Here is a 22,466-nt window from a genome sequence, read left to right as displayed (position 1 = left end):
CGTCAGCCGCAGTGTTCGAAGGGACTGCCGTAGCTGGCCCCGCCGACCGACCCGCCCCACTTCACGCAGGCCTTCGCGGCGCCGGCCCGGACCGGCCCGGCGTAGTACTCGAACGCCCCGCTGTCGGTCTCGCGGGTCTTCCCCTGCACCTCCAGGTACGCAGACACCGCGCTCGCCCGGCCGACGTCGGTGTCCTTGAGCGTGACCACGCAGTTGGCCCCGCTGGACGTGTTGTAGAGCAGGTAGACCCGACCCTTGCGGACGCCGCCCGCGGTCAGCGTCGCCGAGTCGATCACCTGGTAGCCGCTGCCGCACGCCTGCCCGGCGGTGTACGGGTTGGACTTCTGCGGGGCGGTCGTCGTGCTCGTCGGCCTCGGTGCCCCGGTGCCGCCGGCGGTCGGTCCAGCCGAGGCGCCGGCCGACGGGGTGGCGGCACCCGGCGCGGCGTGACTCGGGCCGGCCGAGGGTGACCGGCTCGGCCGCCCGGTGGGGCTCGCCGCCGATGCGGACGCCTCCCCGGTGGCCGGCACCTCCGACTGCCCGGGATCGGCGAGCGTCGACTCGCCGGTCAGCGCGGTCGGGCCGCCCGCCGGTGGGTCCTCGTCACCGGAGCGCAGCGCCGCCACCGCCATGGTGGTCGCCAGCGCGACGAGGACGACGCCGGCCGCCCCGGCCAGGGCGAGGATCCGTCCCCGCCCCCGGCGCCCCGTCGGCTCCTCCAGCGTCGGCGGTACGCCCGAGCCGGCGTGCCGGTCCTGCTCCGGGCCGTACCCGCCGGGGCGCGGACCGGGTTGTGCGACCCCGATCGACCAGGCGGGGCCGGCCGGGGGCGGACCCGCGGGCCCGGCGCCGCCGGGCCGCCCGGCGGTGGGGTGGGCGTGCGGCCCGGACGGGCCGCCGGAACCGGCGCCCGCGCCGGGGGCGACACCGGCGGCCCAGCTGACACCCCCGACCGGGCCGGGCTGTCCCGGCCCCGGGGAGACGCCGGCGGCCGGGCCGACCCCGGGGACCGGGCCGGGCTGGACCGGGCCGACTCCCGCGACCGGGCCGGGCTGGGCCGGACCGGCTCCCGCGACCGGGCCGGAACGCCCCTGGCCGGCGGCATCCGGGGCGAAGGTCGGGGCGGCGGTTCCGGCACCGGACGCGGGACCGGGGCGGGCGCTGCCCGCGTCGGCGGTGGCACCGGGCACCGGACCAGGACCGGTGGGGGACCCGGCCTGGGCGTGGCCGCCCGATGGCGTACCCCCGGCGAGGCCCGGGGTGGCGGCGGAACCGGCCGTGGCGTCCGGCGTCGGGAGCACGGCGGGCCCCGGCACGGCCGGGCCGGCCACCGCCCACGGCGGGCGGGGCGGGACGGCCATCCTGGCCATCGTGGCGTCCCGGGCGTCCTGGGCGGCCTCGGCCAGGGCGGCCCCGGTCGGGTACCGGTCGCCGGGGCGCTTCGCCAGCGCCCGGCGGACCACCTCCACCACCGCCGGGGGCGTGCCCGCCGGCAGCGGCGCCGGCTCGTCCTGGGCGTGCCGCAGCGCCACCTGGAGCGGGTTGTCGCCCTCGAAGGGCGGCCGGCCGGCAAGGCAGTAGTAGGCGACCGCGCCGAGCGCGTACACGTCGGTGGCGGCCGAGACGGCCTGGCCGGTGGCCTGCTCCGGCGACATGTACGAGGCGGTGCCGAGCACCATGTGCGCGGCGGTGATCCCCGCCATGGTGTTGGCCCGGGCGATGCCGAAGTCGACCAGCACCACCGTGCCGTCCCGCTTGACCAGCAGGTTCCCCGGTTTGACGTCCCGGTGCACGATCCCGGCGAGGTGGGCGGCGTGCAGCGCGTGGGCGGCCTGCGCCACCACCGACATGGTGGACGCCGGGTCGAGCCGGCCGGCCCGGCGGATCCAGGTCACCAGCGGCTCGCCGTCGACGTACTCCATCACCAGGTAGCTGACCCGGCTGCCGTCGGCGAGGGTGGCGGAGCCGGCGTCGTGCACCTGCACGATGCCGGGGTGCCGCAGCGCGGCCAGCATCCGAGCCTCAGCCTGGAAGCGGGTGGTGAACTCGGGGTCGGCGACCAGCGACGGCAGCAGCACCTTCACCGCGACCTCGCGGCCCAGCAGGGTGTCCGTGCACTTCCAGACGGCCCCCATGCCGCCGGTCGCGATGCGTTCGTTCAGCCGATAGCGGTCGCTGAGCACGACTCCTTCAGTGAGCACCGCGCCACCGTACCGGCCGGCCGGTACCCGGCATGATCCAGCGGGGGCCGCGTCCGGCACGTGGTGCCCGGAGCCGTTGCGCGTCCGGCCGACTACGCTTGCGGGGGTTCCGTCCCAGGGACGACGGCGGCGAGGGGAGACGCGGCATGGCGTGGAGCTGGCGGTACGAGGGCGCGAACGGCGAGTCGGTCGACGGGCCGACCGAGTCGTTCGGCAGCCAGGCGGACGCCGAGTCGTGGATCGGCCAGACCTGGCGGGAGCTCGCGGCGTCCGGCGTCACCTCCGTCGCGCTCGTCGAGGACGACCGGGTGGAGTACCGGATGAGCCTGCTGCCCCCCGCCGAATGATGGGCTACGACCGCCCGGGCGAACCGCTGGTGCTCGGGGTGCCCCGCGCGGCGTTCCGGCCCAGCCCGATCTTCCTCGCCCTGGTCGCGCTCTTCGCGACCAGCGGCGTGATGACCTGGAACGGGTACGGCAACGTCCGGTTCAACGTCTTCCTCTTCGTGGTCTCGGGCTGGCTGGTCTCGCTCTGCCTGCACGAGTACGGCCACGCGGTGGTCGCGTACCGGAGCGGGGACCGGGACATCGCCCACCGGGGCTACCTGACGCTCAACCCGCTGAAGTACACCCACCCGTTGCTGTCGATCGTGCTGCCGGTGCTGGTGGTGCTGCTCGGCGGCATCGGCCTGCCCGGCGGCGCGGTCTGGGTGGACCGGCACGCCATCCCCGGCCGGCTGCGACACAGCCTGGTCAGCCTGGCCGGCCCGGCCATCAACGTGCTGTTCACCCTGGTCCTGCTGGCGGCGCTGTGGCTCGGGTACGGCACCGTCGGCCCGCTGCCGTTCTGGGCCGGGGTGGGCCTGTTGGCGTTCCTTCAGCTCACCGCCAGCGTGCTCAACCTGCTGCCGGTGCCCGGGCTGGACGGCGGCAACATGATCCAGCCGTGGCTCAGCCCGCAGTACCGCCGGATGTACGACCTGTTCGCCCCGTACGGCTTCATCCTGCTGTTCGCGCTGCTGTGGAGCCCGCGGATCAACGGCTGGTTCTTCGGCGCGGTCTTCGGCGTGGCGGACTTCCTCGGGCTGCCGCCCCACCTCTACGCCCTCGGGTTCGAGCTGATCCGCTTCTGGCGGGGCTGACCGGGCGGCGGGAGCCGCCGCGCAGCGGCGGGGCGCCCACGCCTCGGCGTACCCGGGAAGGGGCCCGGGCCGGCGCGGCGGCCGCGCCGGCCCGGGGAGAGCGTCACGGGCGCTGCGCCGGGCTCTCGGTCTTCGCCGGGTCCCGCTCGGTGATCGGCTCGACGATCTCGTCGATCGCCTTGAGCAGGTCGGCGTCGAGCTTCACGCCCGCCGCCTTGACGTTGTCGTGCACCTGCTCCGGCCGGGACGCCCCGACGATCGCCGAGGAGACGTTCGGGTTCTGCAGCACCCAGGCGACGGCGAGCTGCGGCATGGTCAGCCCGGCCTGCTCGGCCAGCGGCTTGAGCCGCTGCACCCGGGTGAGCACCTCGTCGCCGAGCCACTTGGCGATGAACCCGGCACCGGACTTCTCGTCGGTGGCCCGGGAACCGGCCGGCGCCGGCTGGCCCGGCAGGTACTTGCCGGACAGCACGCCCTGGGCCATCGGCGACCAGACAATCTGGCCGACGCCCAGCTCCTCGCAGGTGGGGATCACCTCGGTCTCGATGACCCGCCACAGCATCGAGTACTGCGGCTGGCTGGAGACCAGCGGGATACGCAGCTCGCGGGCGAGCTGGTGGGCCTCGCGGATCTGCGACGCCTTCCACTCCGAGACGCCGATGTAGTGCGCCTTGCCGGAGTGCACGACGTCGGCGAACGCCTCCATCGTCTCCTCCAGCGGGGTGCTGTAGTCGTAGCGGTGGGCCTGGTAGAGGTCCACGTAGTCGGTCTGCAGGCGGCGCAGCGAGCCGTTGATCGACTCCATGATGTGCTTGCGGGACAGCCCGCGGTCGTTGCGCCCCGGACCGGTCGGCCAGAAGACCTTGGTGAAGATCTCCAGCCCCTCGCGACGCTCGCCCTTCAGCGCGCGGCCGAGCACCTCCTCGGCCCGGGTGCCGGCGTACACGTCGGCGGTGTCGAAGGTGGTGATGCCGGTGTCCAGGGCGGCCCGCACACAGGCGGCCGCGGCCTGCTCCTCGACCTGCGAACCGTGGGTGATCCAGTTGCCGTACGAGATCTCGCTGACCATCAGGCCCGAGCGGCCTAGGTGTCGGAATTCCATACCTCGACCCTAGACCCGCCGGATCATGGTCACGGCGAGGCACGACGCGGGTGTGACGATGCTCAGCGAGGGCGTCGCGTACGGGCGGCCGGCCACTCCTCCTCAGCCCAGCCGCACCGCTGCCGGATCAGAGCACCGGGGTGGTGTCGGCGAGCAGCCGGTCGATCTCGGCGATCACCGCCGCGCGTCCGGGGTGCACCGGGTCGATCAGCGGCTCGCCCCGCCGGTCGAGTGCGCCCCAGCGGCCCGACGCGTCCCCGACCAGGAAGGCGACCGGGTGCACGACCAGCGCCGGGTACGCCGGCGCGACCAGCACCCGGCCGCTGCGGTCCACCACCCCCCGGCGACCGGCCAACTCCACCACGGCCAAGCCCTCCTCGGTGAAGCCTTCCACCTGCCGGCCGTCGGCCAGCGCGGTGGTGAAGCCGTGGTAGCGGGTCGGCACCACGACCTGGCCGGTCCGGTCGACCGCGCCCCAGCCGCCGTTCTGCCGGACCGCCGCCAGCCCGCCCCGGAACGGTCGGACCTCCTCGAACCCCGGCGGGACCTTCACGATGTTGGTCGGGTCGACCGCCATCCATCTGCTCTTGCCGTCCATCGACACCCAGGCCAGCCCCTCCGAGAAGGAGCCCACCGCCCGGTAGCCGTTGTTCGCCTCGATCAGCGCCGCGCCCGCGGTGTCGATCAGCGCCCAGCGGGACGCCTCCGGGCGGCGTACCCAGGCCACGCCCTCGTGGAACGGCTGCACCTCGGCGTACCGGTGCTCGACCACCAGCTCGCCCTCGTCGTCCGCGTACCCCCAGAGCTGCTGCTCCTCGTCGAAGGTCGGCACCGGGTACCGCTCGCGGCCCAGGAGCGCCTCCCGGCTGCGCGGCTTCGGCCCGAAGCCGTCGGTCGCGGCCCGCGCGGTGACCGCGTCCAGGGCCACCGCGGTACGCGCGTTCAGCTCGGTGTCCTCGTCCTGGCGCAGGTCCAGGGCCCGCTCGAAGTGCAGGCACGCCTCGGTCAGCCGGCCCTGGTCGTAGCAGGACCGGCCGGCGTGCTCGTGCAGCGCCGCGCGCAGCCGGTCGGGCAGCTCCGGCGAGTTGGCCTCGGCGAAGAGCCGGTCGGCCTCCGCGTGCTCACCCCGCCAGCGCAGCACCTCGGCCAGCCGCGCGCGGGCCAGCGCGGTCCGCCGCAACTCGCCGGTGGCCTCCGCGTACGTGAGGGCGAGCCGGCCGTCGGCGACGGCGTCCTCCAGCTCGCCGAGGATCCGGGACGCCACCGACCGCAGGCTCAGCAACCGGGCCCGGCTGCGATTGTCCAGCGCGCTGCCGAGCTTGGTGGTGAGTCCCTCCCGGACCTCGCGCAGCGCCTCCGGATCGGGAGCCTCCTCGCGGAGCGTCTCCGGGTGCAGCCGCCACCGGAAGGCGGCCAGCGCCTGCTCCGGGTCCGCCGGACGTACCTCCCGCCGTTCGCTCTCCGCCACCGGCTGCTCCGCCGCCGCCTCGACGGCGACCTGTGCCGGCGGTGCGGATACCTGTGCTGGCGCTGTGGCGGCCTGCGCCGGTGGCGCGGATACCTGCGCCGGCGGCGCGGACACCTGCGCCGGTGGCGCGGATACCTGGGCCGGTGGCGCGGATACCTGGGCCGGCGGCGCGGATACCTGGGCCGGTGGTGCGGGCACCTGGGCCGGTGGTGCGGGCACCTGGGCCGGTGGTGCGGATACCTGGGCCGGTGGTGCGGAGGCCTGGGCCGGCGGCGCGGACACCTGGGCCGGTGGTGCGGGCACCTGTGCTGGCGGTGTGGAGGCCTGCGCCGGCGGTGCGGAGGCCTGCGCCGGTGGCGCGGAGGTCTGAGCCGGTGGTGCGGATACCTGGGCCGGCGGGGCGGAGATCTGGGCCGGCGGCGCGGAGATCTGAGCCGGTGGTGCGGAGACTGGCCTGGGCGCCTCGGCCGGAGGTGCCCACGCGGGGGGCGCGGACACCTGGGCCGCTGGCGCCGACACCGGCGGCGAGACCCACTCGGCGGGCGGGCCTGACTCGGGCCGCACCGAGGGCGCGGGGCCTTCCGCACCGGCCGGGGCGGCAGCGCTGGCGGCCGGGGACGGCGTGGGGCTCCCCGACCGGGGCTGAGCGGGAGCGTTCGGTGCCGACGCGGGCGAGGCCGGGGCGTCCTCGGGAGCCGTTGGTTCCGGCGTGGGCGACGCGGCGGCAGGGGCCGTGAACTCGGGCGGCGCGGGGGCGGCGGGGGCTCCGGACCCGGCCGGCGCGGACGCCTCCGGGGCGGGGCGGGCGGCGGCGGGCACCCGGTCGGCCGGCGGCACCCGGTCGTCGGGCGGCACCCGGCCGTCGGGCGGCACCCGGCCGTCGGGCGGCACCCGGCCGTCGGGCGGCACCGGGCCGGCGGGGGACTGGGCCGAGGCGGGGGAGTGGTCCGGCAGGACGGACTCGCCGGCAGGCCCGTCCGGCGTCGAGTCGACGTCGGCCGAGTCGACGTCGGCCGGGTTGGCGCGGGTCGAGGGCGGGGGCGGCACCGGCGCGCTGACCGGCCGCGCGGCCTGTGGGTCGACCGCCTGGGCCGGCGCCACCGGCCCGCTGACCGGCCGTGCGGCCTCCGGCTCGACCTGCCGGGCCGGCGGTACGGACTCGGGTGCGTCCGGGCGCGCCGGGGGAGCCTCGCCCACCGGGGCGGCCGGGGGCGGTACGGGGTGGCTCGGCCGGAACCAGCCGTCCGCCTCCTCGACCGGCCGGCCGGTGGCGGGTGCGCTCGCCGCGTCGTGGTCCGACCGGGTTGGCCCCGTCGCCTCGGGGCGGCCGCCGGTCTCCACCGGGGCGGGCCCCGGGGTCAGCTCGGCCGCCACCGTGGCGGGCGTCGGGGCCACCCCGCCCGTCGGCGGCGCAGACGCCGAGGCCACCGGGGCGCCAGGGCGAGGAGCCGCGGTGGGTGCCGGCTGTCCGGACGGACCGGCGCTCGGTGCCGGTTGCGCGGCTACGTCGACCGACGGGGGCAGGTCAACAGTCGGAGGCGTAGCGGTGCCGGGCCCGCCCGGTGGGGGCGCCGGGGAGACAGGTGGCGCCGACACGGGTGTGGGCGGACGTGTCGCTGCGCCGCCGGGCGAGGCGGTGGGGCCGGCGGCCGGAGTGCCGCCGGGCGCGCTGGAGACCGGAGCCTCGGCGGGCGGCAGCGCCGGGGTGGGCGACATGGCCTGCGCCGGCTCGGCCACACCTGACACCTGGTTCGGTGCGGCGGAGGTCGCCGGGTGTGCCGCAGGCGAGACCGGGGCCGGACGAGCCGGTGGCGCGGAAATCGGTGCCGACTGCGCGGGCGTGGACGCCGAGGGCGGTGGGGCCGGGTGCGCGGGCGCGCCCGTCACTGGTCCGGGTTGCGGGGCCGGCCGGGATGGGGCGGGCGGCACGGACGGCTGCCGTCCGTCGTCGGCGGGCACCGGCGGGGTGGGGCGGTCCCGCGGCTCGTCCGGGCGAGCCGGTGCCGCCGTCGGTTCTTCCCGCACGTCGTCCGGACGGGTACGGGCGGCCGGCTCGGCCGGTGGACGCCAGCCGTCGCCGGGGCGGGCCGGACCGGGCTCGGCCGGGCGGCCCTGCCGCGGCTCCGGGTGCCGACGGAACGCCGGCCCGTCCTCGGCGTGGGGGCCGACCGGTTCCGGACGCGGACCGTCGTACTGGGGGCCGACCGATTCCGGACGGGGACCGTCGTACCGGGGTGTGGCCGGATCGGGGCGCGGACCGTCGTACCGGGGGGCGGCCGGATTGGGACGGCGAGCGTCGTACCGCGTCTCCTCGCCGGGGCGCGGCGGCGGTCCGTCCGGGCGGGGTCGGTCGGGGGAGGTCGGTGGGCGGTGCCGCTCGTCGGGCCGGTACGCGGCCGGCTCGGTCCGGGGCCGCCGCTCGACGACCGGCCACTCCTCGGCGTGCGGGCGCGCGGGGGCGCCCGGCGGACGCTGGCCGTCCCACCGGTCGCCGGGGCCGAAGGCGGCGGGACGCGGTTCGCCGTACCGGCCGGGCTCCGGGCGGTACGGATCCACGGGTCGGCGCGGGCCGTCCGGCGTAACCGGCGCGTCGCGGTACGTCTCGGCCCGCGCGGCGGCCTCCCGGCGTGGGTCCGGCTGGCGGCGCGGGCCGTCGAAGCCCGGGTCGCGCCGGTCCGCCGGGTGCCCGAAGCCCGGGTCGCGCCGCTCCGCCGGTGGTCCGAAGCTGGGGTTGCGGCGCTCGACGTCGGACTCGCGCCGCTCGCCCCGGCCGTCGAAGCCGTGCCCGCGCCCGTCGGCGGGCGGCTCGAAACCGGGGTCGCGCCGGTCCGCCGGGCGCTCGAAGCCGCGCTCCCGGCGGTCGGCCGGTCCGTCGTAGGCCGGCTGCCGCCGGTCCACCGGGCCGGGCGGGGCGGCGGCGGGCCGCCCGTCCGCCGTGCCTCGGCGCTGGTCGGACCAGGGCGGTCGCGGCTGAGGGCGGTGCGGGAACTCGTCGGGCTCCGGGAGCCAGCCGGGTTCGGGGGCGGGGGAGATCGGCCGGTGCGCCTCCGGCGGCCGCCGTCCCGGCTCAGGGCGTACCCAGCGCTGGTCGTACCGGTCGTCCGGCCGGCCCGCGGCGTGCTCCGGCGTCCGCTCGTGCGGGTCGTACCGCTCGCCCGGCTGCGGGGCGGGGCCGCGCCGGGGTCCGTCGCCGGGCGCGCGCCGGTCCGCCCAGGGCCGCCGCCCGTCCGGGTGTGGCTCCCCCGCGCCGCGCCCGTCCGGGTACCCGCGCTGCTCGCCCGGACCGCGCGGTCCCGGGTAGCCCCCGCGCCGCTCGTCCGGACCGGCCGGGCTCACCGGGTACGCGCCGCGCCGCCCGTCCGGGCCTGCCGGGCTGACCGGGTGGCCGCCGGGTCGCTGGTCCCGGTCCGCCGGGCGGCCGCCGGGCCGGTCCGCCGGGGCCGGGCTCACCGGGTACGCGCCGCGCCGGCCGTCGGGGCCTGCCGGGCTGACCGGGTACGGGTCCTCGGCGGGCGCGGGGCTGACCGGCACCTCGGCCCGGCCGACGACGGCCCGGCCGCGTGGCGCGGGTGAGGTCAGGTACTCGACGCCGATGTCACCGGGGTAGCGCTGCCCCGGGAACTGCGGACGCCACTCGTGGGTGGGTTCGGCGGCCCAGGACGGCTCGGCCGGCTCGCGCCAGCGGTCCCAGCCGCTCATCGCGAGATCCTGTCGCCGCCCGCGCGGCGCGGCCCCGGGGCCGGCTCGCGTCGCTCGCTCACGGCGATGTCACCTCGTTGGAAATTGTCGCGCTGGGCGCCCGACGCGCCGGTAGAGTCGCCCGGTCCGGCACGTCGTGGCTGCGGAAGGAGGGTAGCGGCGTGGGCTCTGTCACCGCCACTGTGGCACCGCCCACGGACTCAAACGTTACCCGATGGTTTCGGACATTCAGCGCCATAGTGGGATCTGGGTTTCGGCGTCACGCCACCTACCGCCAGGCCGCCGTGGCAGGTGTGGTCACCAACAGCGTCTTCGGCTTCCTCCGCTACTACATCTTCCTCGCGGCGGCCGGCGCGGCGGGCCAGGTCGCCGGCTACGACCGGGCCCAGCTCGCCACCTTCGTCTGGGCCGGCCAGGGGCTGCTGGCGGTGGTCGCCATCTGGGGCTGGACCGAGCTGGCCGACCGGATCCGGACCGGGGAGATCGCCGCCGACCTGCTCCGCCCGGTCCACCCGGTGACCAGCTACCTCGCCACCGACCTGGGCCGCGCCGGGTTCGCCTCGCTGTCCCGGCTGCTCCCGCCGGTGCTGATCGGTCTGCTCTTCTTCGACGTGTACCTGCCGCGCCGCTGGGCCACCCTGCCGCTGTTCGCGCTCTCCGTGCTGCTCGCCGTGGTGGTCTGCTTCGGCTGCCGTTACCTGGTCAACGCCACCGCGTACTGGTTGCAGGACGTCCGGGGCCCGCTGATCCTCTGGACGCTCTGCTCCGGCGTGCTCGCCGGCCTCTACTTCCCGCTCGGCTTCCTGCCCGGCTGGCTGGAGGCCACGCTGCGCTACGGCACCCCGTTCCCGAGCCTGCTCCAGATCCCGCTCGACGTGCTGGTCGAGCGGGATCCGCCGCCGACGCAGCTCGGCCTCGTCGGGGTGCAGCTGGGTTGGGCCGTCGCGCTGCTCGCCCTGTGCCGCCTAGTGCAGCGCCTGGCCGAGCACCGGATGGTGGTGCAGGGTGGGTGAACACCGGCAGGTGGTGCAGGCATACCGGGCGCTGCTCGGCGCGCAGGCCCGGTCGCAGGCCGCGTACCGAACGTCGTTCGTGGTGGACCTGGTCGGCAACGTCGGGGCGACCGTGTTCGACGTGGTCACCGTGCTGGTGCTCTTCGGGGTCACCCGCGAGCTGGGCGGCTTCACGCTCCGCGAGACGCTGGTGATCGTCGGCCAGTCGTCGTTCGCGTTCGCCACCGCGGATCTGCTGGTCGGCAACATCGAGCGGCTGCCCCGGTACGTCCGCACCGGCCTCTTCGACGCCGTGCTGGTCCGCCCGCTGGCCGCGCTGCCCCAACTGCTGCTGATGGACCTCCCGCTGCGCAAGGTGTCACGGGCGGTCTTCGGGCTGGCCGTGCTCGTGGTGGCGCTCGCCTCGGCCGGTATCCAGTGGACGCCGGGGCGGGCGGCGTTGGCGGTGGTCGCCCCGTTGGCCGCCGTGGTCTTCTTCGGCGCGGTCTTCGTCACCACGGCCACTGTGTCGTTCTACTGGGTCGACTCGGGCGAGCTGGCCAACTCGGTCACCTACGGCGGGCGCGACTTCACCTCGTACCCGATCACCGTCTACGGCGGCTGGTTCCGCGCGCTCTTCGCGTACGGGATGGGGTTCGCCTTCGTCAGCTACCACCCGGCGCTGGCGCTGCTCGGCCGGGCCGACCCGCTCGGCCTGCCGGCCTGGGTCGGCTGGGCCGCGCCGGGCGTCGCGCTGGTCGCCGCGGCGATCGCCACCCTGGCCTGGCGCGTCGGGATCCGCCACTACCGGAGTACGGGGTCTTGACATCCTCCCGGCCCTGGAGGTCGGGATTCTCACGGTCACCCGTGAGGTTTCCTGTTTCATCGCCGACTGCCTTTCCGGGAGGATTTTCCCTTGAGGTCTTACATCAGCTCCGCAGGCGTTTTACCTCTCCGCCAGCCCGGCGGCGAGGATGTTGCGCGCAGCGTTGATGTCCCGGTCGTGCTCGGCTGTGCAACCCGGGCACGTCCAGACGCGCTCGTTGAGGGTGTGGTGTTGATCCGACCACAGGTCGAGCAGGTTTTGGACGTGGGCAGCCACCGGTTGACGGGGATGACCTTACGCCCGTACCACTGGGCTTTGTACTCCAGCATGCTGCGGAACTGACCCCAGGCCGCATCAGAGATGACGCGGGCCAGGCGGCGGTTGCGGAGCATGTTGCGCATGCTGAGGTCTTCGATCGCGACCGTTTGGGTCTCACGGACGAGTCGAGTGGTCAGCTGGTGCAAGTGGTCCCGACGCCGGTCGGCGATACGGGCATGAATCCGGGCCACCTTCAATCGGGCCTTCGCCCGGTTGTGGGAGCCCTCCTGTTTGCGGGCCAGGTTCCGCTGCGCCTTGGCCAGCTTCCGCCGGTCGGCCTGCCCGTAACGCGGGTTAGCCACCTTGCCCTGCTCGTCGCTTACCCCGCTGATCGGGTGGGACAGGGTGAGCAGGCTGGTGATACCTGCGTCCACACCCACCTCCCCCGCGACCGGCGGCAGCGGCTGCACCGTCTGGTCCTCCACCAGCAGGGACACGAACCAGCGGCCCGCAGCATCGCGGGACACGGTGACCGTGGAGGGCTCCACCCCGGCGGGCAGGGGCCGCGACCACACGATGTCCAGCGGGGTGGTCATCTTGGCTAGAGTGAGCCGGCCGTCACGCCAGCGGAATGCGGAGCGGGTGTATTCGGCCGACGCCCTAGATTTGCGCTTGGACTTGAACCTCGGGTACCGGGCCCGCTTGTCCCAGAACGCCGCGAACCCGGCTTGCAAGTGCCGCAACGTCTGCTGCAACGGCACCGACGACACCTCGTTCAGGAACGCCAACTCCTGCGTGCGCTTCCACTCGGTCAGCCACGCCGAGGACTGCACGTACGCGGTGCGGCGGCGGTCAACCGCCCACGCCCGGGTACGGGCTTCCAGCGCCCGGTTGTACACCAGACGCACGCACCCGAAGGTGCGGTTCAGCTGACCAGCCTGTTCAGGGGACGGGTAGAAGCGGTACTTGTACGCCCGCTTCACCACATCACCCACGCCTCACAATTTACCGTCCACGTAAGACAACCATGGGAACGGAGGGAGCGGCGTTTCCTCCCGGCCCTAAAGGGTCGGGTCTACACGCCGCAATTCTGATGAGCGTCATCGAGATGAGTGGGCTGCGCAAGGAGTTCACCGTCCGGGTGAAGGTCGGGCGGCTGCGCCGGGAGCGGCGGACGGTCACCGCGGTCGACGGGGTCGACCTGCGGGTCGAGCGCGGCGAGATGCTCGGCTACATCGGCCCGAACGGCGCGGGGAAGTCGACCACGCTGAAGATGCTCACCGGCGTGCTGATGCCGTCGGCGGGGGAGGCCCGGGTGTGCGGGCTGCGCCCGGTGGCCGAGCGGACCCGGCTGGCGCTGCGCATCGGCGTGGTCTTCGGCCAGCGCTCGCAGCTCTGGTGGGACCTGCCGCTGCGCGACTCGTTCGAGCTGCTCCGGCACGTCTACCGGGTGCCCGCGGGCGAGCACGCGGCCCGGCTGGCCCGGTGCCGGAGCCTGCTCGACCTCGACGAGTTCCTGGACACCCCGGTCCGGCAGCTCTCCCTCGGCCAACGGATGCGCGGCGAGCTGACCGCCGCGCTGCTGCACGGCCCGGAGGTGCTCTTCCTCGACGAGCCGACCATCGGGCTGGACGTGGTGAGCAAACAGGCGGTTCGGGGCTTCCTGGCCGAGCTGGGCCGGGCCGGCGACACCACGCTGGTGCTCACCACCCACGACCTGGCCGACATCGAGCGGCTCTGCCGGCGCCTCGTGGTGATCGATCACGGCCGGGTGGTGCACGACGGCTCGATCGCCGCCCTGCACAGCCGGTACGGCTCCCGCCGCATGGTCGTCGCCGAGCTGGACACCGCGCTGCCCGAGCCGCCGGCGCTGCCCGGCGCGCCGCTGCAGCGGGTGGAGGCGGACGGGCACCGGCTGGTGTTCGCGCTGGAGTCGGCGACCGTCGCCGAGGTGGTGGCCGGGCTGGCCGGCCTGGCAGCGCTGCGCGACATCGCGATCGTCGAGCCGGACATCGAGGAGGTCGTGGCCCGGCTCTACCGCGCCCCCGCTGAGGTCGGCTGACGGCCATGGTGACCGGGCCACCACCGCCTCACGGGTGCTCCATCACCAGCACCGCGAAGGTCCCCGGGGCCAGGGCCTCGTACCGGTGCGGCGCGTCGCCGGGGAACGTGGCGTAGTCGCCCGGCCCCAGCTCGACCAGGTCGGACTCCGGGCCGACGCGCATCCGCCCGGCGGCGACCACGACGTGCTCGACGCTGCGCGGGGTGTGCGGCTCGGCCACCCGGACCGCCCCGGGCTCCAGTTCCATCACGTAGACGTCGCGGCGGGCGTGCGGGGCGCCGGCGGCGAGCAGCGTGGCGGAGAAGTCGGCGTGCTCGGAGCGGATCCGCGGACCCTCGCCGGCGCGGATCACCCGGACGGCGGCGGTGGGTGGCTCGACCAGCCGGCTGAAAGGTACGCCCAGCGCCACGCCCAGCGCCCACAGCGTCTCGACGCTCGGGTTGCCGACCCCGGACTCCAGCTGCGACAGGGTGGACTTGGCGATGCCGGCCCGGCGGGCGAGTTCGGTCAGTGAGATCCCGGCCCGGTCGCGCTCGCGACGCAGGGCGGCTGCGATGGTGGCCAGCGGGGGAGCGGGGTCGACGGCCATTGTTCGCTCCAGAGGTCGGTTTGTTCGGTTTGACGAACGCGTGCGGTCCCGTTCAGGATAATGGACATGCGTACGGCAAATCGAACGGGCGATCGGGGCGTGCTCCGCGACGTCGCCGCCATCGGGGCGGCCATTTTCGCCGTGGGCGCCTCGTTCGGCGCCGTGGCGGTGGCCGCCGGCCTGCCGGTCTGGGCGGCCCTCGCCATGTCGGTGTTCCTCTACGCCGGGGGCGCACAGTTCATGGCGGTGGGCCTGGTCGCCGCCGGCAGCCCGCTCGCTGCGGTCCTCGCCGGCCTGCTGCTCAACGCCCGGCACCTGCCGTTCGGCCTGGCCCTCGGCGGCACCCTCGGCCAGCGGCGCTGGCAGCGGCTGCTCGGCAGCCACCTGATGACCGACGAGGCGACCGCCTTCGCCCTGGCCCGACCGGCCGGACCCGGGCGACGCCGGGCGTTCTGGCTCGCCGGGGCGCTGCTCTTCCTGGCCTGGAACGTGGGCACCCTGCTCGGCGTGCTCGCCGGTGGCGCGGTGGGCGACCCCGGCGCCCTGGGCCTCGACGCCGCCTTCCCGGCCGGGCTGGCCGCCCTGCTGCTGCCGAGCCTGCGCGACCGGGACACCCGCCGGGTCGCGCTGGCCGGCGCCGGGCTGGCGGTGCTGGCCACTCCGCTGCTGCCGGCCGGGATGCCGGTGCTGCTCGCGCTCGCCGCCGTGGTCGTGCCGGCGCTCCGCAGCCGCCGTGCAGCCGGCGCCGACTCGGTGCCCGACGGGACGGCCTCGGCGGGTTCGGGGACGGACGGGGTCGCGCCGAGCGGCGCCGACGACGCCGGGCAGGTCGTCCGGGCCGGGGAGGCGTCGTGCTGATCGCCGTGATCCTCGCCCTGGCCGTCGGCACGTACGGCTTCCGGGTCACCGGGGTGCTGCTGCGCGACCGGCTGGAGTTGCCCGAGTGGTCCCGGCAGTTGCTGCCGGTCGGCGCCGCCGCCCTGCTGGCCGCCCTCGCCGCGACCGCGGCGCTGACCGAGGCCGGCGGCTTCGCCGGCTACGCCCGGCCCGCGGGGGTGCTGGTCGGGCTGGCGCTCGCCTGGCGGCGAGCACCCTTCGTGCTGGTCGTGGTCGCGGCGGCCGGCACGACCGCGCTGTTGCGCCTGCTCGGGGTGGCATGACACGGCCCCTCCCCGCCTGAGCGGGAAAGGGGCCGGGACGGGTCAGATCTTGTCGCCGATGTTCACCTGGGGCGCGGGGGCACGCATCTTGCGGAAGGTGATCGACCGCATGATCGCGTAGAAGTAGAGCGAGCCGAGCTTCTCGGTGCTCTTCGGGTAGCGCTCGCGGACCAGCTTCTTGATCTTGCGGGAGATCAGGATCGAGTCGATCACCAGGCCGAGCGCCAGCGCGCCCCACAGCAGGTTGGAGATCAGCCGCACGATCGGCGGCATGGCCTGGTTGGAGCCGAGCAGCACGATCAGCGCGCCGCCGAAGAACCAGGTGCCGACGGTACGCCGGGAGTCCACCACGTTGCGGGCCAGCAGCCGCTCCGGGCCCCGGTCGCGCGGGCCGCCCTCGCGACGGAACTCGGCCGCCGCCTCGGCGCGGGCCGCCCGGCGCTGCTCCCGCGCCTCCTCCTTGGTCAGCGGCTTGGTCGGCGCGCCCGGCCGGCGGCCGGCGGTGGGCCGCTTCGGCGTGGCCACGCCCAGCTCCTTCTTGCTCGGGGTGTAGCCCCGGGAACGGGCAGCGGCGGGTGCCTCGTCGGTCGTCACCGTGGTGACGGACTCCTCGACGAGGTCGGCGGGCTTACGACGAAACAGCGACGGCACTCGTGAAGGGTAGCCAAACGGCCGCGCCCGGTGCACATCGCGGGTGCACCGGGCGCGAAGAAAGACGGTGTGATGTTACGGACGCTCGACGTGTGCGCCCAGGTCCGCCAGCTTGGCCTCGAAGTCCTCGTAGCCCCGGTTGATCAGGTCGACGCCGTACACCCGGGAGGTGCCCTCGGCGGCGAGGGCCGCGATCAGGTGGCTGAAACCGGCCCGCAGGTCCGGGATGACCAGGTCGGCCGCGTGCAGCTTGCTCGGGCCGGCGATCACCGCGGAGTGCTTGAAGTTGCGGCGGCCGAAGCGGCACGGGGTGCCGCCCAGGCAGTCCCGGTAGACCTGGATGTTGGCGCCCATCGAGTTGAGTGCCGTGGTGTAGCCGAGCCGCTGCTCGTATACCGTCTCGTGGACGATCGACAGCCCGCGGGCCTGGGTCAGCGCGACCACGAGCGGCTGCTGCCAGTCGGTCATGAAGCCCGGGTGCACGTCGGTCTCGAGGGCGACGGACTTCAGCTCGCCGCCGGGGTGCCAGAACCGGATTCCGCCCTCCTGGCCCGGCTGCCCGGCCCGCGGCGGCCGGAGGTCGGTCACCTCGTACTCGCCGCCGACCGAGCGGAAGATGTTCAGGAAGGTCATCATGTCGGCCTGCTGGGCGCCCAGCACCTCGACGTGGCCGCGGGTGGCCAGCGCCGCAGCGGCCCAGCTCGCCGCCTCGATCCGGTCCGGGATCGGCCGGTGGGTGTAGCCGTGCAGCTTCGGCACGCCCTGGATCTCGATCACCCGGTCGGTGTGCACCTTGATGATCGCGCCCATCTTCTGCAGCACGCAGATCAGGTCGATGATCTCCGGCTCCACGGCGGCGTTGCGCAGCTCGGTGACGCCCTCGGCCATCACCGCGGTGAGCAGCACCTGCTCGGTGGCGCCGACGCTCGGGTACGGCAGGGCGAACTTCGTGCCGTGCAGCCCGTTCGGGGCGGACAGGTGCAGCCCTTCGGGCCGCTTGTCGACCGTCGCGCCGAACTCGCGCAGGGCCTGGAGGTGGAAGTCGATCGGGCGCGGACCGATGTGGCAGCCGCCCAGGTCCGGGATGAACGCGTGGCCGAGCCGGTGCAGCAGCGGGCCGCAGAACAGGATCGGGATCCGGCTGGAGCCGGCGTGCACGTTGATCTGGTCGGTGCTGGCGCTCTCGACGTTGGACGGGTCGAAGACGAGCTCGCCGTCCTCCTCGCCGTCACTGACCTTGACCCCGTGCAGGCCGAGCAGCCCGCGGACCACCTCGACGTCCCGGATCCGCGGCACGTCGAACAGCCGGCTGGGGGTGTCACCCAGGAGGGCGGCGACCATCGCCTTGGATACGAGGTTCTTCGCGCCGCGCACGCGGATCCGCCCTTCCAGCGGAGTGCCTCCGTGAACGACCAGGACGTCGTCGGTCAACGCAACCTCCAGCGCGTTGGTACTGCCGTGCAGATGGTCGGGGCTCACGATGTGCATCGCTACCCGCAATGCGGCCACGGGAAAACCGCCCGCGTGTGTCGTCGCCCCGGCAGCATAGCCCTCCGTGACGAAAATGGAATCGGTCACATCACCAGCGAGGGCACGAACCGGGGTGTCCCGTGCGTTTCCGTGCCAGTGATGTGACCGAGGGTGATCAAGCGCCGGGGAGCGCCAGCATCTGGTCGAGCGCGGCCCGGGCGTGGTGCGCGGTGTCCGGGTCGACCGTGATCTGGTTGACCACCCGGCCGGCCACCAGCTCCTCCAGGGCCCACACCAGGTGCGGCAGGTCGATCCGGTTCATCGTCGAGCAGTAGCAGACCGCCCGGTCCAGGAACATGATCTGCTTGTCCGGGTGGGCCAGCGCCAGCCGGCGGACCAGGTTCAGCTCGGTGCCGACCGCCCACGCCGTGCCGGCCGGGGCCGCCTCGATGGTCTTGATGATGTACTCCGTCGAGCCCACGAAGTCGGCGGCCGTGACCACTTCGTGCCGGCACTCCGGGTGGACCAGCACGTTGACCCCCGGCACCCGCTCCCGGACGTCGTTGACGCTGTCCAGCGTGAACCGGCCGTGCACCGAGCAGTGCCCGCGCCACAGGATCATCTTCGCGTCGCGGAGCTGCTCCGGGGTCAGCCCGCCGTTCGGCTTGTGCGGGTCGTAGAGGACGCAGTCGTCCAGCGAGAAGCCCATCTCCAGCACGGCGGTGTTGCGGCCCAGGTGCTGGTCGGGGAGGAAGAGCACCTTCGACCCCTGCTGGTACGCCCAGTCCAGCGCCCGCTTCGCGTTCGACGAGGTGCAGACCACGCCGCCGTGCCGGCCGACGAAGCCCTTGATGTCCGCCGAGGAGTTCATGTAGGTCACCGGGACGGTGTCCTGCGCCACGCCCAGCTCGGTCAGCACGTCCCAGGCCGTCTCGACCTGCGACAGCACCGCCATGTCGGCCATCGAGCAGCCGGCGGCGAGGTCGGGCAGGATCACTCGCTGGCGGTCCGAGGTGAGAATGTCCGCGCTCTCGGCCATGAAGTGCACGCCGCAGAAGACGATGTATTCCGCGTCCGGGCGGGCCGCCGCCTCCCGGGCCAGCTTGAACGAGTCGCCGGTCACGTCGGCGAACTGGATCACCTCGTCGCGCTGGTAGTGGTGGCCGAGGACGAAGACCTTCGTGCCGAGCGCGGCCTTGGCCGCCGCCGCCCGGGCCACCAGGTCCGGGTCGCTCGGCGCGGGGAGGTCACCCGGACACTCCACGCCACGTTCGGTGGCGGGGTCGCTGCCGCGGCCGAGGAGCAGCAGCGCAGTGGCGGTGTTGGAGGGCTCAACCCAGGTCGAAGTCACGCCCCCCATGCTCCCACAGCGCCACCGGCGTACGGCCGCCGTCGGTGTGGCCTGCCACACTGCTCGGCATGCGCGTGCTGCTCTGCCCCGACAAGTTCGCCGGCACGCTGCCGGCCCAGGAGGTGGCCGCCGCGGTGGCCGAGGGCTGGCGGTCGGTGGCGCCCGACGACGAGGTGCTGCTCCGGCCGCTCGCCGACGGCGGGCCCGGGTTCGTCGCCGTGCTCGCCGAGGCGCTCGGCGGGCGGCGGCTGCCGGTGCCGACCGTCGACCCGCTCGGCCGTCCCGCCGCCGGTGAGATCCTGCTCACCGACGACGGCACCGCCTACCTGGAGAGCGCCCAGGCGTGCGGGCTGCACCTGCTGTCGGCCGCCGAGCGCGACCCGAAGGCGACCACCTCGTACGGGCTGGGGCTGCTGGTGGCCGCGGCGGTCGAGGCGGGGGCGCGGACCCTGGTGATCGGGCTGGGCGGTTCCGCCACCAACGACGGGGGCGCCGGGATGCTGATCCCGCTCGGCGTCACCGCACTGGACGAGGCGGGCCGGGCCCTGCCGTACGGCGGAGCGGCGCTGAGCGCGGTGGCCGCGCTGGACGGCGCGCCCCGGGTCCGCGGCGTCACCCTGGTCGCCGCCACCGACGTGGACAACCCGCTGCTCGGGCTGCACGGCGCCAGCAACGTCTACGGCCCGCAGAAGGGCGCCACCCGGGAGGACGTCCTGCTGCTGGACGCCGCGCTGGAGCGCTGGGCCGGGGTGCTGGAACGCGAGTTGCCCGGCTGCCCGCCGGGGTTCGCCGGGCTGCCCGGCGCCGGGGCGGCCGGCGGGCTCGGCGCGGCGGTGCTCGCCCTCGGCGGCCGGTGTGAGTCCGGCATCGGGCTGGTCTCCCGGGCCATCGGGCTGGACGCCGCGCTGGACGCGGCCGACCTGGTGGTCACGGGGGAGGGCTCCTTCGACCACCAGTCGCTGCGCGGCAAGGTGGTCGCCGGGGTGGCCAACGCCGCCCGGGACCGGGGCGTGCCGTGCGTGGTGCTGGCGGGACGGGTGAGCACCGGGCGGCGGGAGGCCGCCGCGGCGGGCGTGACCGAGACGTACAGCCTGGTGGAGCACTTCGGCGGCGAGGAGCGCGGCGGGGTGGCGGCGGCGATGGACCGCCCCGCCGAGGGGCTGCGCGCGCTCGGCGCCCGACTCGCCCGCCAGTGGAGCCGGTGACCGCTGTCTGGCCTGCGGCGCGGCTCACCCGGCAGGGATCACGCCACCGGAGGTGACGCACCGCGGGGCGGCGTACGATCGGATCTGGACCACACCGGGAATGACTGGGCGACAGGAAATGTTGGCCAGTGCGTCCGGACCCATAGCGCGCAGGGAGATTTCCACGTGACCACGCCAGCGCAGACCGAGTCGACCGAGGCCAAGGCCCCCAGCACCGTCGTCCTCACCGACGTCGCGGCGCAGAAGGTCAAGGCCCTGATCGAGCAGGAGGGCCGCGACGACCTGCGGCTCCGGATCGCGGTGCAGCCGGGCGGCTGCTCCGGCCTGCGGTACCAGCTCTTCTTCGACGAGCGGTCGCTCGACGGTGACATCGTCACCGACTACGACGGTGTCGAGGTCGTCGTCGACCGGATGAGCGCCCCCTACCTGGCCGGCGCGACCATCGACTTCGCCGACCGGATCGACGCCCAGGGCTTCACCATCGACAACCCGAACGCCGGCAACTCCTGCGCCTGCGGCGACTCGTTCAGCTGAGTCGACGCCGGCCGGCCCCACGGGCCGCCGGATGACATACGGACACGGCGGGACCGCCCCTCACCGGGTGGTCCCGCCGTGCTGTCTTTCCCGCCGGCACGTGTCCGCGCGGTGACCTTCGTACGTGCGGAGTATGGCCGGTTGTCGACCGACCCCCGTCCGCCCCGGCGGAGCGACCGGTAGGCTGACCCGCGCCGTGCTCCCGACCCCGAGGGTTGACATGAAGATCGCCGTGACCGGCTCGATCGCGACCGACCACCTGATGAGCTTCCCGGGCCGGTTCGCCGAGCAGCTGATCGCCGACCAGCTGCACAAGGTGTCGCTGTCGTTCCTCGTGGACGACCTGGTGCTGCGCCGCGGCGGGGTGGCCGCGAACATCGCCTTCGGCATGGCCCAGCTCGGGCTGCGCCCGGTGCTGCTCGGCGCGGTCGGCGCCGACTTCGCCGACTACCGTTCCTGGCTCGAGCGGCACGGCGTGGACTGCGAGTCGGTGCACATCAGCGAGGTGGCGCACACCGCCCGGTTCGTCTGCACCACCGACACCGACATGTGCCAGATCGCCTCGTTCTATGCCGGCGCGATGAGCGAGGCCCGCAACATCGAGCTGGCCCCGGTGGCGGAGCGCCTCAACGGCCTGGACCTGGTGCTGGTCGGCGCCAACGACCCGGAGGCGATGATCCGCCACTCGGCCGAGTGCCGGGAGCGCGGCTACCCGTTCGTCGCCGACCCGTCCCAGCAGCTCGCCCGGATGGAGGGCGAGCACGTGCTCGGGCTGATCGACGGCGCCGACTACCTGATGACCAACGACTACGAGAAGTCGCTGCTGCTGAGCAAGGCGGGCCTGACCGACGCGCAGCTGCTGGACCGGGTGAAGGTCCGGGTCACCACGCTGGGCAAGGACGGCGCGGAGATCGCCGGCCGGGACTTCGAGACCATCCACGTGCCGATCGCCCGGGAGATCGAGGCGGTCGACCCGACCGGCGTCGGCGACGGTTTCCGGGCCGGGTTCTTCGCCGCCCTTTCCTGGGGGCTGGGCCTGGAGCGGTCCGCCCAGGTCGGCTCGCTGCTGGCCACCCTCGTGCTGGAGACCGTCGGCACGCAGGAGTACCAGGTTCGCCCTGACCTGTTCGTCAAGCGGCTCGCCGAGTCGTACGGGGACGCGGCCGCCGACGACGTCCGGCCGCACCTGCTGCCGTGACCTCCGGCGTACCCGGCCCGGACGGCGGGGTCGCCCCCGACGCGGTCCGCCCGGGTGTGGGCGGCCCGGTGCTGGTCGCCTTCGCCGGGCTGCCGGGCGTGGGCAAGACCACCCTCGCCGTCCGGGTCGGTGCCGCCCTGCACGCCCCGGTCCTGCCGGTCGAGCCGGTGGAGCGGGCCCTGCAGCGCTACGGGCTGGTCGGCGACGTCCCCGAGCTGGCCGTGTACGGCGCGGTCGCCGGGCTGGCCGAGGTGCAGCTCGGGCTCGGGCTGAGCGTGGTGGTGGACGCGGTGAACCCGGTGGCCAGCGCCCGGGGAATCTGGCACGACCTGGCCGAGCGGTCCGGCGTGCCGCTGCGGATGATCGAGGTGCACTGCGGGGACGAGGCGGAGCACCGCCGCCGGGTCGAGGCCCGGCTGCCCGACGAGCACCTGCCCAGCTGGGAGCAGACCCTGGTCAGCCGGGCCGAGTACGAGCCGATCATCGGCCCCCGCCTGGTGGTGGACACCGCCGTCGACACCGACCCCCTGCCGGGCATCCTCGCCTACCTCCGCTGACC

The 22,466-nt window shown here is 74.8% G+C and carries 19 protein-coding genes; 11 read left to right on the top strand and 8 right to left on the bottom strand.

Going from position 1 to position 22,466, the window contains the following annotated elements:
• Positions 1–2: 2 nt before the first annotated feature.
• Positions 3–2,201: a serine/threonine-protein kinase gene (locus ACY34I_RS04750; protein WP_462752793.1), complete on the bottom strand. Its 2,199-nt coding sequence runs from the start codon at positions 2,199–2,201 to the stop codon at positions 3–5.
• A gap of 146 nt (positions 2,202–2,347) precedes the next feature.
• On the opposite strand from ACY34I_RS04750, the gene ACY34I_RS04745 reads away from it, so the two are divergent.
• Both ACY34I_RS04745 and ACY34I_RS04740 read left to right on the top strand, forming a co-directional pair.
• Complete coding sequence (locus ACY34I_RS04745; RefSeq protein ID WP_462752791.1) at positions 2,348–2,548, top strand: hypothetical protein; 201 nt, start codon at positions 2,348–2,350, stop codon at positions 2,546–2,548.
• Positions 2,545–3,342: a site-2 protease family protein gene (locus ACY34I_RS04740; protein WP_462752789.1), complete on the top strand. Its 798-nt coding sequence runs from the start codon at positions 2,545–2,547 to the stop codon at positions 3,340–3,342. Before ACY34I_RS04745 ends, ACY34I_RS04740 begins: the two co-directional genes overlap by 4 nt.
• A gap of 103 nt (positions 3,343–3,445) precedes the next feature.
• On the opposite strand, the gene ACY34I_RS04735 is transcribed toward ACY34I_RS04740, so the two are convergent.
• Positions 3,446–4,444, bottom strand: coding sequence for an aldo/keto reductase family protein (locus tag ACY34I_RS04735; RefSeq protein ID WP_462752787.1), 999 nt, complete (start codon positions 4,442–4,444; stop codon positions 3,446–3,448).
• A gap of 127 nt (positions 4,445–4,571) precedes the next feature.
• The gene (locus ACY34I_RS04730; protein ID WP_462752785.1) at positions 4,572–9,611 is read right to left on the bottom strand and encodes a WG repeat-containing protein; all 5,040 of its coding nucleotides are present in this window, start codon (positions 9,609–9,611) and stop codon (positions 4,572–4,574) included.
• A 161-nt stretch (positions 9,612–9,772) separates the two neighbouring features.
• Between ACY34I_RS04730 and ACY34I_RS04725 the strand changes: the two genes are divergently transcribed.
• Both ACY34I_RS04725 and ACY34I_RS04720 read left to right on the top strand, forming a co-directional pair.
• Complete coding sequence (locus ACY34I_RS04725; RefSeq protein ID WP_462752783.1) at positions 9,773–10,624, top strand: ABC transporter permease; 852 nt, start codon at positions 9,773–9,775, stop codon at positions 10,622–10,624.
• The gene (locus tag ACY34I_RS04720) at positions 10,617–11,429 is read left to right on the top strand and encodes an ABC transporter permease (protein WP_462752781.1); all 813 of its coding nucleotides are present in this window, start codon (positions 10,617–10,619) and stop codon (positions 11,427–11,429) included. The genes ACY34I_RS04725 and ACY34I_RS04720 overlap by 8 nt, the downstream gene beginning before the upstream one ends.
• A gap of 98 nt (positions 11,430–11,527) precedes the next feature.
• Here the strand turns inward: ACY34I_RS04720 and ACY34I_RS04715 are convergent, their stop codons facing one another.
• The gene (locus tag ACY34I_RS04715) at positions 11,528–12,682 is read right to left on the bottom strand and encodes an RNA-guided endonuclease InsQ/TnpB family protein (RefSeq protein WP_462752779.1); all 1,155 of its coding nucleotides are present in this window, start codon (positions 12,680–12,682) and stop codon (positions 11,528–11,530) included.
• Positions 12,683–12,780: 98 nt separating this feature from the next.
• Here ACY34I_RS04715 and ACY34I_RS04710 point away from each other — a divergent pair, with 98 nt between their 5' ends.
• Positions 12,781–13,749, top strand: a complete 969-nt coding sequence (locus tag ACY34I_RS04710; protein WP_462752777.1) for an ABC transporter ATP-binding protein — start codon at positions 12,781–12,783, stop codon at positions 13,747–13,749.
• Positions 13,750–13,777: 28 nt separating this feature from the next.
• Here ACY34I_RS04710 and ACY34I_RS04705 read toward each other — a convergent pair whose 3' ends face one another.
• Positions 13,778–14,338, bottom strand: coding sequence for a helix-turn-helix domain-containing protein (locus ACY34I_RS04705; protein WP_462752775.1), 561 nt, complete (start codon positions 14,336–14,338; stop codon positions 13,778–13,780).
• Positions 14,339–14,404: 66 nt separating this feature from the next.
• On the opposite strand from ACY34I_RS04705, the gene ACY34I_RS04700 reads away from it, so the two are divergent.
• Both ACY34I_RS04700 and ACY34I_RS04695 read left to right on the top strand, forming a co-directional pair.
• On the top strand, positions 14,405–15,196 hold the full coding sequence (locus ACY34I_RS04700) for an AzlC family ABC transporter permease (RefSeq protein ID WP_462752773.1): 792 nt from the start codon (positions 14,405–14,407) through the stop codon (positions 15,194–15,196).
• Positions 15,190–15,498, top strand: coding sequence for an AzlD domain-containing protein (locus tag ACY34I_RS04695; RefSeq protein WP_148802166.1), 309 nt, complete (start codon positions 15,190–15,192; stop codon positions 15,496–15,498). The genes ACY34I_RS04700 and ACY34I_RS04695 overlap by 7 nt, the downstream gene beginning before the upstream one ends.
• Before the next feature lie 42 nt (positions 15,499–15,540).
• On the opposite strand, the gene ACY34I_RS04690 is transcribed toward ACY34I_RS04695, so the two are convergent.
• From ACY34I_RS04690 to nadA, 3 genes are all read right to left on the bottom strand, one after another.
• Positions 15,541–16,149: a DUF3043 domain-containing protein gene (locus ACY34I_RS04690; RefSeq protein WP_148802164.1), complete on the bottom strand. Its 609-nt coding sequence runs from the start codon at positions 16,147–16,149 to the stop codon at positions 15,541–15,543.
• 75 nt (positions 16,150–16,224) lie between these two features.
• Positions 16,225–17,637 (bottom strand): UDP-N-acetylglucosamine 1-carboxyvinyltransferase, encoded by a 1,413-nt coding sequence (gene murA / locus ACY34I_RS04685; RefSeq protein WP_255472519.1) that lies wholly within the window; start codon positions 17,635–17,637, stop codon positions 16,225–16,227.
• 157 nt (positions 17,638–17,794) lie between these two features.
• Complete coding sequence (gene nadA / locus ACY34I_RS04680) at positions 17,795–18,970, bottom strand: quinolinate synthase NadA (protein ID WP_462752770.1); 1,176 nt, start codon at positions 18,968–18,970, stop codon at positions 17,795–17,797.
• Between the two features lie 68 nt (positions 18,971–19,038).
• Between nadA and ACY34I_RS04675 the strand changes: the two genes are divergently transcribed.
• From ACY34I_RS04675 to ACY34I_RS04660, 4 genes are all read left to right on the top strand, one after another.
• On the top strand, positions 19,039–20,175 hold the full coding sequence (locus ACY34I_RS04675; protein ID WP_462752768.1) for a glycerate kinase family protein: 1,137 nt from the start codon (positions 19,039–19,041) through the stop codon (positions 20,173–20,175).
• 165 nt (positions 20,176–20,340) lie between these two features.
• Entirely contained in the window at positions 20,341–20,709 is a 369-nt protein-coding gene (erpA, locus tag ACY34I_RS04670) for an iron-sulfur cluster insertion protein ErpA (RefSeq protein WP_265008005.1), read from the top strand.
• Positions 20,710–20,929: 220 nt separating this feature from the next.
• Positions 20,930–21,907, top strand: coding sequence for a carbohydrate kinase family protein (locus tag ACY34I_RS04665; protein ID WP_462752766.1), 978 nt, complete (start codon positions 20,930–20,932; stop codon positions 21,905–21,907).
• Complete coding sequence (locus ACY34I_RS04660; protein WP_462752764.1) at positions 21,904–22,464, top strand: P-loop nucleotide/nucleoside kinase family protein; 561 nt, start codon at positions 21,904–21,906, stop codon at positions 22,462–22,464. Before ACY34I_RS04665 ends, ACY34I_RS04660 begins: the two co-directional genes overlap by 4 nt.
• Positions 22,465–22,466: the final 2 nt, after the last annotated feature.

Source organism: Micromonospora sp. RTBAU3-60, assembly GCF_054963695.1.
The sequence above is the reverse complement of the archived record's forward strand: the minus strand, read 5'-3'. Positions and strand labels throughout refer to the sequence as shown.

Bases quoted from the DNA above. Each gene is read 5' to 3' on its own strand.
- ACY34I_RS04745 (WP_462752791.1), top strand. From the start codon at position 2,348: ATGGCGTGGAGCTGGCGGTACGAGGGCGCGAACGGCGAGTCGGTCGAC.
- ACY34I_RS04740 (WP_462752789.1), top strand. From the start codon at position 2,545: ATGATGGGCTACGACCGCCCGGGCGAACCGCTGGTGCTCGGGGTGCCC.
- ACY34I_RS04735 (WP_462752787.1), bottom strand. From the start codon at position 4,444: ATGGAATTCCGACACCTAGGCCGCTCGGGCCTGATGGTCAGCGAGATC.
- ACY34I_RS04730 (WP_462752785.1), bottom strand. From the start codon at position 9,611: ATGAGCGGCTGGGACCGCTGGCGCGAGCCGGCCGAGCCGTCCTGGGCC.
- ACY34I_RS04710 (WP_462752777.1), top strand. From the start codon at position 12,781: ATGAGCGTCATCGAGATGAGTGGGCTGCGCAAGGAGTTCACCGTCCGG.
- ACY34I_RS04705 (WP_462752775.1), bottom strand. From the start codon at position 14,338: ATGGCCGTCGACCCCGCTCCCCCGCTGGCCACCATCGCAGCCGCCCTG.
- ACY34I_RS04700 (WP_462752773.1), top strand. From the start codon at position 14,405: ATGCGTACGGCAAATCGAACGGGCGATCGGGGCGTGCTCCGCGACGTC.
- murA (WP_255472519.1), bottom strand. From the start codon at position 17,637: ATGCACATCGTGAGCCCCGACCATCTGCACGGCAGTACCAACGCGCTG.
- ACY34I_RS04675 (WP_462752768.1), top strand. From the start codon at position 19,039: ATGCGCGTGCTGCTCTGCCCCGACAAGTTCGCCGGCACGCTGCCGGCC.
- ACY34I_RS04665 (WP_462752766.1), top strand. From the start codon at position 20,930: ATGAAGATCGCCGTGACCGGCTCGATCGCGACCGACCACCTGATGAGC.